Annotated in this window: 10 protein-coding genes; 6 read left to right on the plus strand and 4 right to left on the minus strand. The window is 57.1% G+C overall.

What is annotated here, in order from left to right; all coding sequences use genetic code 11:
• Positions 1-56: 56 nt before the first annotated feature.
• The 4 genes from QZ196_RS01685 to QZ196_RS01700 all read left to right on the plus strand — a co-directional run bounded on the left by QZ196_RS01685 (position 57) and on the right by QZ196_RS01700 (position 3,958).
• Positions 57-1,154, plus strand: coding sequence for an FAD-binding protein (locus QZ196_RS01685; protein WP_296423212.1), 1,098 nt, complete (start codon positions 57-59; stop codon positions 1,152-1,154).
• Positions 1,154-2,473, plus strand: a complete 1,320-nt coding sequence (gene glcF / locus QZ196_RS01690; protein ID WP_296423215.1) for a glycolate oxidase subunit GlcF — start codon at positions 1,154-1,156, stop codon at positions 2,471-2,473. The genes QZ196_RS01685 and glcF overlap by 1 nt, the downstream gene beginning before the upstream one ends.
• A 76-nt stretch (positions 2,474-2,549) precedes the next feature.
• A complete protein-coding gene (locus QZ196_RS01695) occupies positions 2,550-3,338 on the plus strand; it encodes a trypsin-like serine protease (RefSeq protein ID WP_366510937.1) in 789 nt (262 codons plus the stop codon).
• A 152-nt stretch (positions 3,339-3,490) separates the two neighbouring features.
• A complete protein-coding gene (locus QZ196_RS01700; RefSeq protein WP_296423220.1) occupies positions 3,491-3,958 on the plus strand; it encodes an Hsp20 family protein in 468 nt (155 codons plus the stop codon).
• Positions 3,959-4,003: 45 nt separating this feature from the next.
• Here QZ196_RS01700 and polA read toward each other — a convergent pair whose 3' ends face one another.
• Together polA and QZ196_RS01710 are read right to left on the minus strand one after the other, a co-directional pair.
• Positions 4,004-6,805, minus strand: a complete 2,802-nt coding sequence (gene polA, locus QZ196_RS01705) for a DNA polymerase I (RefSeq protein WP_296423223.1) — start codon at positions 6,803-6,805, stop codon at positions 4,004-4,006.
• Positions 6,806-6,866: 61 nt separating this feature from the next.
• Entirely contained in the window at positions 6,867-7,046 is a 180-nt protein-coding gene (locus tag QZ196_RS01710; protein ID WP_296423225.1) for a zinc-finger domain-containing protein, read from the minus strand.
• Between the two features lie 86 nt (positions 7,047-7,132).
• Between QZ196_RS01710 and QZ196_RS01715 the strand changes: the two genes are divergently transcribed.
• Positions 7,133-8,062: an ABC transporter ATP-binding protein gene (locus QZ196_RS01715; RefSeq protein ID WP_296423227.1), complete on the plus strand. Its 930-nt coding sequence runs from the start codon at positions 7,133-7,135 to the stop codon at positions 8,060-8,062.
• Between the two features lie 65 nt (positions 8,063-8,127).
• On the opposite strand, the gene QZ196_RS01720 is transcribed toward QZ196_RS01715, so the two are convergent.
• Together QZ196_RS01720 and QZ196_RS01725 are read right to left on the minus strand one after the other, a co-directional pair.
• Positions 8,128-8,490: a histidine triad nucleotide-binding protein gene (locus tag QZ196_RS01720; RefSeq protein WP_296423229.1), complete on the minus strand. Its 363-nt coding sequence runs from the start codon at positions 8,488-8,490 to the stop codon at positions 8,128-8,130.
• 8 nt (positions 8,491-8,498) lie between these two features.
• The gene (locus tag QZ196_RS01725) at positions 8,499-10,076 is read right to left on the minus strand and encodes a DUF5928 domain-containing protein (protein ID WP_296423231.1); all 1,578 of its coding nucleotides are present in this window, start codon (positions 10,074-10,076) and stop codon (positions 8,499-8,501) included.
• 143 nt (positions 10,077-10,219) lie between these two features.
• Between QZ196_RS01725 and QZ196_RS01730 the strand changes: the two genes are divergently transcribed.
• Positions 10,220-11,038, plus strand: coding sequence for a sulfotransferase family protein (locus QZ196_RS01730; protein ID WP_296423233.1), 819 nt, complete (start codon positions 10,220-10,222; stop codon positions 11,036-11,038).
• The last annotated feature ends 303 nt before the right edge of the window (positions 11,039-11,341 follow it).

Genomic DNA, 11,341 nt, shown 5'->3' on the forward strand with positions numbered 1-11,341 from the left:
GGCCCGGACGGTGTCCGGACCTCCCCCAGGATATTTTTACTCGGAAGAATCCCAAGATGACGCCTGAAAATGAAGACGACCTTGCACAGATGATTACAGGGGCTTCCGGCCCGCTGCGGATTGTGGGCGGTGGCACGCGCCCCATTGGCCGATGCGCAGGCGAAGCGTTGTCCACTGCGCAGCTCAGCGGGATCACTCTTTACGAGCCCGGCGCACTGACCCTTGTCGCCAAGGCTGGGACACCCGTGGCCGAGATCGAGACAGCACTGGCCGCTGAAAACCAACGCCTTGCGTTTGAGCCGATGGATCACCGCGCATTGCTGGGTACGAAGGGTACGCCCACGATTGGCGGCGTAGTCGCGGCCAACGTATCAGGCCCGCGCCGCATTTCTGTGGGTGCCTGTCGCGATTTCATGCTGGGTGTGCGGTTTGTCGATGGCACGGGCACGATCATCAAGAACGGTGGCCGCGTGATGAAGAATGTCACCGGGTACGATCTGGTGAAATTGCTGACCGGATCCTACGGCACATTGGGTGTATTGACCGAAGTCTCGCTCAAGGTGCTTCCGGCCGTGGCAACGCAGGCCACGCTGACATTGGACGGCTTGGATGATGCGACCGCGATTGCCGCGATGTCTGCATCACTGTCATCCCCTTACGAGGTGACGGGGGTTGCCCATGATCCGGCGACCGGCAAAACTTGTTTTCGGCTGGAAGGTTTCGCCGATTCTGTCGCGTACCGTGCCGACGCGCTGGCCAAAGCACTCGCGAAGTTTGGTACGCTTGACGTTGTCGACGATGCCCGGACAGTCAAAGCGACATGGGCCGCGATCCGTGATGTCGCCGCTTTTGCCGATCAGCCCGGCGATGTCTGGCGGCTGTCGGTCAAGCCGTCCGACGCTGCGGGCATTGTCGCAGGCATCGGTGCCAAGGCCGTGCAGTACGACTGGGGCGGCGGGTTGATATGGGCCTTGACACAGGGCGGCGATTTGCGCGCTGCTTTGGGTGATTTCAAGGGCCACGCCACATTGATCCGGGGTACCGCAGATGTCCCGACGTTCCAGCCAGAATCGGCACCGCTTGCTGCAATTACCGCAGGCCTGCGCGCCAAATTCGACCCACGTGGCATCCTTAATCCCGGGATCATGAGCTAATGCAAACAACATTCACCCCCGAACAGCTGACTGACCCCGGCACGAAACGTGCCAATGAAATCTTGCGGTCTTGCGTGCACTGCGGGTTTTGTACCGCGACCTGCCCCACCTATCAGGTATTGGGGGATGAATTGGACAGCCCGCGGGGTCGCATTTATCTGATCAAGGATATGCTGGAAAATGCGCGCAAGCCGGATGAAAAGACGGTTAAACACATTGACCGGTGCCTGTCTTGTCTGGCCTGCATGACGACCTGCCCATCCGGCGTGCATTATATGCATTTGATCGACCATGCGCGGGCATATATCGAAAAGAACTATGATCGCCCCCTGTCCGACCGTTTCTTGCGGTGGGTGTTGGCGCGCATCCTGCCCTATCCAATGCGGTTCCGTGTGGCTTTGCTGGGTGCCAAGATCGGGCGCCCGTTTGCCCGCTTTATACCGGACCCGCGTCTGCGCGCGATGCTGGAAATGGCCCCGAAGACGATCCCGCCCGTCAGCCGCAATGATGACCCGCAAACATTTCCCGCAGTGCACAAGAAGATGCGCGTGGCCTTGATGACGGGCTGTGCGCAAAAGGCGCTGAACACCGACATCAACGATGCCACGATCCGCCTGCTGACACGGCTGGGCGCCGAGGTGGTGGTGGCCGAAGGCGCAGGTTGCTGCGGCGCGCTGACCCATCACATGGGCAAAGAAACCGAAAGCCATGCGACGGCCGCCAGGAATATCCGCGCCTGGGTCAGGGAAATCGACACAGGTGGCCTTGATGCGATCGTGATCAATACGTCCGGCTGCGGCACTACGGTCAAGGATTACGGGCATATGTTCCGCAATGATCCGCTTGCCCAAGACGCGGCGCGGGTATCAGCGATAACGATGGATGTGTCAGAAATCCTGATGAAACTGGACCTGCCGGAAGGTGCCGACAAGGGCACGAAAGTCGCGTATCACGCGGCCTGTTCACTGCAACACGGCCAGCAGATCAAGACCTTTCCCAAAGACCTGCTCAGGCGCGCGGGGTTTACCGTGCTGGAACCCGCTGACAGCCATCTTTGTTGCGGCTCTGCGGGGACGTATAATCTCATGCAGCCGGAAATTTCCAAGCAGCTCAAAGCGCGCAAAGTGCAAACCCTTGAAGCGCTGACACCAGATATCATTGCAGCGGGCAACATCGGCTGCATGATGCAGATCGGGGGTGGCACCGACGTACCGATTGTCCACACGGTCGAGCTGTTGGACTGGGCGACAGGCGGGCCCCAGCCACCGGCGCTGACAGCAAAGGGAAAGCGCGAACCGCAGGTGCCTATCCTGAGATGACGTCATAATACTGCCTTAACTGTCGCCCATCCTGACGCAAAGGCGGGACATGCTAATGCGGTATCTTTTGGTTTCTGTGTTTTTTTTTGTGGCTGGTGCGCTTGCCGCGCAGGCGCAAGAGACGGGGCTGGTCAGCCTGGAAACCCGGCAGGCCAGTCAGGGTTGGGAGGCCGTGGGCCGGCTTGACATCAGGGGCAAAGGTTTCTGCACAGCCGCACTGATCCGCGAGCGGTTGATCCTGACGGCGGCACATTGCCTTTATGACGACGACGGCAGCGTGATCGCACCGGACCGATTTGAATTCCGGGCCGGCCTGCGCGATGGCCGCGCAGAGGCGACGCGGGCCGTGACACGCGCGATTGCCCACCCCGATTACGCGCACAGCGGCAATGCCACTGATCCGGCATCGGTGGCAATGGATATCGCGGTTCTGGAACTTGATCGGCCTATCCGTTCGACCCGCATTCGGCCCTATCTCATCGCACAGCGGCCATTGACGGGCGATAAGGTCGGCGTGGTGTCCTATGGGCGTGGGCGCGAAGAAGCACCCAGCCTGCAAGAGGTGTGCAGCGTGCTGGGTCGCCAGACCGGCGTGATCGTCATGACATGTGATGTCGCGTTCGGGTCCAGCGGGGCACCGGTGTTCATGGTGCGCGGCGGGGAAACCCGCATCGCCTCCGTTGTATCGGCGATGGCGCAAGTGGACGGCCGCAAAGTGTCACTTGGCACGTCGTTGGAGGGGCCGCTTACCGCGTTGCTTGGGCATTTCGCGCGGCTTGGTCCGGCCAACCCCGGCGGCACACAGCGGTTGATCAGTATTGGCGAACGCAACAATACCGGCGCGAAATTCGTCAGCCCGGAGTAACGGCCCCGGGGTTTCACACAAGGTCTTGAAACCGCAAACCATCCCTACCACCTACCATCCATCAGGACGCCAATGATGGGTCCTGACATCGAAATGCCTGTCCCGATGGGAAGGCGAACAGACTGTTATCGCTTGATAAAGGATGACCTGACATGCGTAATTTTGACCTTACACCCCTCTACCGTGCCACTGTTGGCTTCGACCAGATTGCCGATCTGATGGATCGCGCCCTTTCCAGCGACGTGGGTCAAAACACCTATCCGCCTTATAACATCGAAAAGACCGCCGATGATGCGTGGCGCATTTCCATTGCCGTTGCGGGATTCGCCGAAAATGACCTCGCGATCGAGGTAAAGGATCGGTCGCTGCAAGTGACCGCGCGCAAGGCCGAGGATGACACTGAGCGTAAATTCCTGCACCGCGGTATTGCGACCCGCGCGTTCGAACGGCGGTTCCATCTGGCCGACCATGTCCGGGTTACCGGTGCGAGCCATGAAAATGGCATGTTGCACATTGATTTGGTGCGCGAAGTCCCCGAGGCGCTGAAGCCCCGCAGAATCAAGATCGCATCGGCAGGTAAGACGGCTGCAAACCTCGTCGAGGCGAAATCCGTCAACTAACAGACACAAGGTCGTAGGGTGGGTCTTGACCCACCTTACGCAAGATCAATGTGCCTCGGCCCAATTGACACCTTGACCGGCATCCACCGACAGCTTGACGTCCAGCTTGACCGCAGGGGCGCTTGCATTTTCCATCACATCGCGTGCGGCGTCGATCAGCGCGTCCACTGCGCCGGTTTCAACCTCGAAAATCAGTTCATCATGGACCTGCAGCAACATTTTCGCAGGCATCCCCGTGATCGCGGCAGGCATACGGATCATCGCGCGCCGGATCACATCCGCCGCTGTTCCCTGGATAGGCGCATTGATCGCGGCACGCTTGGCAAAGCCTGCATGCGGTCCTTTTGCGTTGATTTCCGGCGTATTGATCTTGCGGCCAAACAGCGTCTGCACGAACCCGTGATCTTTGGCAAAGGCCACGGTATCGTCCATATAAGCCCGAATGCCCGGAAACCGTTCAAAATATCGGTCAATAAACCCCTGCGCCTCGCCGCGTGGGATGCGCAGATTACGCGCCAGCCCGAACCCGGAAATCCCATAAATCACGCCAAAGTTGATCGCCTTGGCCTTGCGCCGAATATCGGGCGTCATTTCATCCAACGGGACATCAAACATTTCAGATGCAGTCATCGCGTGAATGTCGATTCCATCCAAAAATGCCTGCTTGAGCGCATCAATTCCCGCGACATGGGCCAAAATGCGCAGCTCGATCTGGGAATAATCGAGCGACACAATCATCTTGCCCGGCTCTGCCACAAACGCCTCTCGGATACGGCGACCCTCTTCGGACCGTACCGGAATGTTCTGCAAATTCGGATCGGTAGAGGCCAGCCGTCCGGTGCTTGCCCCGGCGATGGAATAGGATGTATGCACGCGCCCTGTCGCTGGGTTGATGTGTTCTTGCAGGGCGTCGGTGTAGGTCGATTTCAGTTTGGACAGCTGCCGCCAATCCAGCACCAGCCCCGGCAATTCATGTTCAGTCGCCAGATCCTCAAGCACGTCAGCGCCCGTCGCATAGGCGCCGGTCTTGCCTTTTTTACCGCCCGGCAACGACATCTCATCAAACAATATCTCGCCAAGCTGCTTGGGCGAACCGACGTTGAACGGTCGCCCTGCCATCGTCTGAATCTCCGCCTCCAGCCCCGCCATTTTCTGGGCAAAAGCGTTGGACATCCGCGACAACACATCTCGATCAACCTTGATGCCATGCCGTTCCATCTGGGCCAGCACCGGCACCAAGGGCCGTTCCAGCGTCTCATAGACTGTGGTCACCTGTTTGACATGCAGCTGCGGCTTAAAATGCTGCCATAGTCGCAGCGTGACATCGGCGTCCTCCGCAGCATATTTGACCGCATCGTCAATCGGCACCCGGTCAAACGTAATCGCGGATTTTCCACTGCCCAGCAGCGGCTTGATCGGGATCGGCGTATGGCCCAGATAGCGTTCCGAAAGCGTGTCCATCCCGTGATTGTGCAGCCCGGCATGCATCGCATAGGACATCAGCATCGTATCGTCGATTGGATCAACTGTGATATCGAGACCTGCAAAAATCTTGGCGTCATATTTCATATTCTGCCCGATTTTCAGAATCGAGGCGTCCTGCAATACCGGCCTGAGCATCTTGAGGCATAGATCGAAATCCATTTGCCCCTCTGCCACATCATCGGATCCAAACAGATCATCCGACGCCGCCGCCTTGTGCATCAACGGTATATAGCAGGCCTGCCCGGCTTCGACGCAAAGCGAAATACCCACCAGATCGGCAACCATCTCATTGAGACTGGTGGTCTCGGTATCGACGGCCACATACCCCCGCTCGCGGATCCGGTCGATCCATATCTGCAACGCCCCCGCATCGCGCACACATTCATAGGCCGCAGCGTCGAAACCCACGGCTTCGGGGGCCGATACCTCTGCCGCGGGAGCCGCTGGCACCTCGAGCACTGGCGCCGCCACACCCAGTTTATCTGCAATCCGTTTGATAACAGTGCGGAATTCCATTTCAGCCAGAAAACCCAGCAGTTTCTCAGGGTCCGGGTCCCGGACCTCAAGATCATCCAGACCAAAGTCCAGCGCCATATCGCAATCCAACTGCACCAGCTTTTTCGACAGCTCGATCTGGGCGCGGTTTTCGATCAGACTCTCGCGGCGTTTGGGTTGCTTGATTTCACCGGCACGATCAAGCAGCGTTTCCAGATCGCCGTATTCATTGATCAACAACGCCGCGGTCTTGATCCCGATGCCAGGCGCACCCGGCACATTGTCAACCGAATCGCCCGCAAGCGCCTGCACATCGACCACACGTTCGGGGCCGACGCCGAATTTCTCGATCACGCCGTCCCGGTCAATACGTTTGTTTTTCATCGGGTCGAGCATTTCGACACCATCACCGACCAATTGCATCAGGTCCTTGTCCGACGACACGATGGTTACACGCCCACCGGCATCACGGGCGCGATGGGTCAGGGTCGCAATGATATCATCCGCCTCGAACCCCTCAACCTCTTCGCAGGCGATGTTGAATGCCTGCGTCGCGGTGCGGGTTAACGGCATCTGTGGCCGCAAGTCCTCGGGCATCGCGTCGCGATTGGCCTTGTAAAGATCGTACATGTCATTGCGAAACGTGTGGCTGCCCTTGTCGAAAATCACCGCAACATGGGTCGCTGCATCCGGGCCGGAATTATTCTCGACATAGCGCTGCAGCATATTCACAAAGCCACTGACAGCACCGATCGGCAGGCCGTCAGATTTGCGCGTCAGCGGCGGCAGCGCATGATAGGCACGAAAAATAAAGGCCGAGCCGTCAATCAGATGCAGATGGCAACCTTTGCCGAATTGGGTTGTCATGACAGGCCTCCTAAACGCGGGTTCGCGCAGGTTCTGCCACGATCAGGCCCGATCTGCCAGATCAGACTTTGCCCTCAAAGTCGGCGTGCACCAGCTTGGCATCGCAATAGGGGCATTCGACCCAACCATGTTCATGCGGGATCTGCAGCCAAACGCGCGGATGGCCCAGCGCGCCTTCACCCCCGTCACAGGCCACGCGCCAGTCATGCACAATACGGATTTCCGGGGCTGGTGTGGTCATGAATTTACCTGTCTGGTTGCCGCGGGGCGCTGCCCGCCTTAGATCAGGGCAACATACCGCAGCGCACCGCCGGGGGAAAGACCAGCATGACCGACAATGCCATAGAAATTTCAGGTCTGAAAAAGACCTACGCCGCCACCGGACGCAGCCCCGCAAAAGAGGCGCTGAAGGGCATCGACCTGAACATCCCACGTGGGTCCATCTTTGGCTTGCTGGGCCCAAATGGGGCAGGCAAATCCACCTTGATCAATATTCTGGCCGGGCTTGTGATCAAATCTGCGGGCACGGTGAAAATCTGGGGATTTGATCAGGATGTGAACCCACGACAGTCGCGCGCGGCCATTGGGATCATGCCGCAGGAACCGCATCTTGATCCATTCTTTACCCCGGCCGGATCGCTGGACGTTCAGGCCGGGCTATACGGCGTCCCAAAATCACAACGCAAAACGGCCGAAATTCTCGCGATGATTGGGCTGACAGACAAGGCCGACGCCTATGCGCGGTCGCTGTCGGGGGGGATGCGGCGGCGGTTGCTGCTGGGCAAGGCACTGGTCCATTCGCCGCAGATCCTGGTGCTGGACGAGCCGACAGCTGGCGTCGATATCGAACTGCGCAACCTGCTTTGGCAAAATGTGCGCAAGCTGAACGATGACGGCACGACGATCATTCTGACGACGCATTACCTCGAAGAAGCCGAAGCAATGTGCGACGACATCGCCATCATCAACCATGGTGAGGTAATCATCCGCGACAGCACCGCCAATTTGCTGGGGCGGCTCGACAGCAAAACTCTGGTGATCACCCCCGACGGGCCTGCAAGTCTCCCCACACTTCCCGACACGATAACCGGCCAGCAACATGCCGATGGAACGCTGACCTTCACCTACAAAAGCAGCACCACCCCGGCAGGTGCGGTACTCTCCATCGTGCAGAATGCGGGCATCACGATCAAAGACGTGAAATCACAACAAGCCGACCTTGAAGACGTCTTTCTCTCACTGACATCTACAAAATAACACCTTCTTTTGAGCGTAAATATCCCCGCCGGAGGCATCAAATTTCCAGAAATTTGATCCCCCCATCACGCTGGCATCATACGGCCCAACTGGGTGCCACCGATAATATGCAGGTGGTAATGCGGCACATCCTGCACGCCATGTGCGCGGGTGTTCGATATGGCGCGAAACCCTTTTTCCACATCGGTCAGGCGGCAAACCTCGGCCACCGCCCGCATGAAACCTGCCTGTTCTTCAGGGGATGCGTCGCGGGCAAAATGATCCAGACTGACATAGGGCCCTTTGGGGATCACCAAAACATGCACCGGCGCCTGCGGTAATATATCATGAAATGCAAGCGCATGATCGTTTTCATAAACGGTCTTATTGGGAATCTCGCCACGCAAAATCTTGGCAAAGATATTTTGATCATCGTAGTCATACTGCATAGTTTACCTCAATCAGCAAAAAGATGGGGGGTTTGGGCAAGGGTGCGGGCCACCTCAATATCCACATTCAGAAACTGCATCAACGCGGCAATATTTTCCTCGGTCGGTGCCGCCTCGCGGATAGGCTGCGCGTTATGGAAGTCCGCATCACGGATACTGTCACGTTCGTAAATCATATCTTGGCGGATTGTCGGCAAAAGCCGCGCCAGGGTCGCATCACTGGCTTGCGTCCCCACCAACCCCACACGTTTTGCATGACCGATCAAATACGCGTCATCAAAAGTGCACTCAATCTCGAGCAGCCGCGTCGTTGACCGGTCCGCGAAAAAATCCGACATCAGATCAAGGCTCGCAATATCCAGACAGATGATCATCCTATCGCTTTGATGAGCCTCGAAAAGCATCCGCATCAACGCACGTCTGTGTCGGCTCCGCTTGCCCAATGTCGTCTGAATCCCCCCAAGATCAGGCAGCGCTGTTTCATCTTCGTTGAACAGATACTCAAGCGCGGGAATGCCGGTGTGCTGGCGGATAGCAGCGACCAACCGCTTGGCGACGTGCCATTTTTTGCAGGCGATGATCAACAACTCTCGATCACGGCCCAGCGATGCACCATCTTCCCAGAACCGCGGGGCAAAACGACGCCCGATGCGGCCGCGCTCGGTCAGAAACCGAAACAGGCTACGCCCCTCGTCCGAGATCGTGAAGTCCATGCGGTCACTGGCATAAAGCGCGCCCAGTCGCGCCCGCAAATCATGCGCCTCTGCGCTGATCTTGCGCGCAAACAGCCCATCCTGCCCCAACAACAGATCATAGTGATCATTGTATAACGTGACCGGCATTCCATAATCCGTAAACATCAGGAACGTCAGGGTGCGATTCTCAATTTCGTCTCCCGGCACCAGATGGCGCACGAGCGTTTGAAAGAACGTCTCATCCGGGATCCAAGTGGTCCGAAAAAAATGGATGACATCGCGGCGGGTGCGCACAAAATCAAGAATCCGCTCGATCGTCTGCCGGCGCAGACACCACCATTGGCTCCCGATCATAATCTGCATGTCCGCTGGCACCTGCCGGGTGATGCCAAACCTGCGCTGCACGTCAAAGCTCTTGTAGAACAGCCATTTCTGACTGCGTTCATTGAAAAAGTGTCGGTAAATCAAACGCTCTTTCTTGAACCCTGTCTTGATCCAGTCGCTGTCAAAAAAGTCATAGCTTTCAATGTAGTCACAGTCCCGCGCATCGAGAAACTGATGGGTATGGCTTGCTGATTTGATCGCCATGCAATCGCCGGACACCATGTAAAAATGACTGGCCCGCGGAAACGCATCAACAGCAGCTTCAATCGCACAAAGCGTCGCCTGCACAAGGCTCCACGCGCCCCACCCGCACTTGATTCGGCGCTTTGCGAAAACGACATTAGGATTGTCGGCCAAAGCCGTCTGTATGATCTGAAAATCGGCATGCGCGGCAGAGGCATCAAAATGGATAGCGATGTAATCGCCCGCCGCCGTCAACTGAACAGCCTGCTGCACAATTGTTTGCGGGTTTTTATGGCAAAGCAGGATAAACGCTATTTTTGACATGATTGCGCCATGGACCTCGTCGATTGGAACCGATTTCACCCGTCATAGCGTGAACAGGCGTTGAACATACAGGGTTTCTTTGTTCTTTAGAGATAGCAACAATCAACTGCCTGGACGTCAGTTGACTATGGAGACGACAACCGATGAGTTTTCCCGGCACATGGATGACCGAAAGCCAAAGCGTGGTCTACCGCGTTGTCCCCAAATGCGCCTGTTCGACAATCGGCCAGATCATGTATTACTCTGATCATGGCACATTCTTCGATGGCGATATCCACGACGCCAAATCCGGCATCCACAAATGGGCCATGAACGAAAGCCAGCCGCTGATTACGCAAAATATCCAAGACCACCAAAGCTATGCCTTCACGTGTGTCCGCAACCCTTACACCCGGATATTGTCATCGTTCTTTGACAAGATATGCGGCATCCAGCGCAATGGCAAACGATACCGCGGCAACCTTGTACCGCTGTTGATCCAGAAATACGGGATCGAAGTCGGCGATCCCGAGACTGGCTTTGAGTTCGATCAGATCAAATCGTTTCGCCGTTTCTTGCTGTTTGCCCGCGACACTGTTCGCTGGCGTCGCCCGATGGAACCTGACATCCATTGGTCGGCAATGTCCGGCCACATTTCGACCTTCATCGTCAATGGTGGCCGCTACGACAATATCTTTTGGACAGAGCAATTCAACGATGGCATGCAACAGGTCCTCAACGCAATCGAAACGCCCAATGCGGTTGACCTGTCCGCCATCCCCCGTTTCAACGAAAGCGAAGGGCACGGCCCAAAGCGCGTGCACCCGGTCGAAGACTACTTTGACGACCTGTCGATGCATCTTGTATATGAAATTTATAAAAAAGATTTCAATATGTTCAAATACGACTTCGAAAACCCCGCCAACAAGATGCCGGTTGGCGAAATTGATCTTGACGAGGTCCATGCCAAACTAGGCAAGTAGTTGCGCCTTTGGCGCGCTGGCTAGGGGGCTATCCGCCCCCTCGGCGCACTGCGCCTCACCCCAGAGGATATTTACACTCGGAAGACGGAAATTTACGAAAAATTAGCGTAAACCAAAGACCATTTTCCTGCGGTACAGGCAGGGATGCCGATGACCGTCGACGAAGAAGCCGAAGTGACTGCCTTGCCTCCTGCGCTTGGCGACTAAGGGCTTGGCAGCACTTCACTCCTCTCCGCTTCTTCCGAGAAGAAATATCCCCGCCGGAGGCATAAAACTCTGCCCCGCGCTCTCGACCCGGCGAAA

It is taken from the genome of Yoonia sp., from assembly GCF_017854565.1.
In the GTDB taxonomy this organism is placed as follows: Bacteria; Pseudomonadota; Alphaproteobacteria; order Rhodobacterales; family Rhodobacteraceae; genus Yoonia.

Bases quoted from the DNA above. Each gene is read 5' to 3' on its own strand.
- polA (WP_296423223.1), bottom strand. From the start codon at position 6,805: ATGACAACCCAATTCGGCAAAGGTTGCCATCTGCATCTGATTGACGGC.
- QZ196_RS01685 (WP_296423212.1), top strand. From the start codon at position 57: ATGACGCCTGAAAATGAAGACGACCTTGCACAGATGATTACAGGGGCT.
- QZ196_RS01725 (WP_296423231.1), bottom strand. From the start codon at position 10,076: ATGTCAAAAATAGCGTTTATCCTGCTTTGCCATAAAAACCCGCAAACA.
- QZ196_RS01730 (WP_296423233.1), top strand. From the start codon at position 10,220: ATGAGTTTTCCCGGCACATGGATGACCGAAAGCCAAAGCGTGGTCTAC.
- QZ196_RS01715 (WP_296423227.1), top strand. From the start codon at position 7,133: ATGACCGACAATGCCATAGAAATTTCAGGTCTGAAAAAGACCTACGCC.
- QZ196_RS01710 (WP_296423225.1), bottom strand. From the start codon at position 7,046: ATGACCACACCAGCCCCGGAAATCCGTATTGTGCATGACTGGCGCGTG.
- QZ196_RS01700 (WP_296423220.1), top strand. From the start codon at position 3,491: ATGCGTAATTTTGACCTTACACCCCTCTACCGTGCCACTGTTGGCTTC.
- glcF (WP_296423215.1), top strand. From the start codon at position 1,154: ATGCAAACAACATTCACCCCCGAACAGCTGACTGACCCCGGCACGAAA.
- QZ196_RS01720 (WP_296423229.1), bottom strand. From the start codon at position 8,490: ATGCAGTATGACTACGATGATCAAAATATCTTTGCCAAGATTTTGCGT.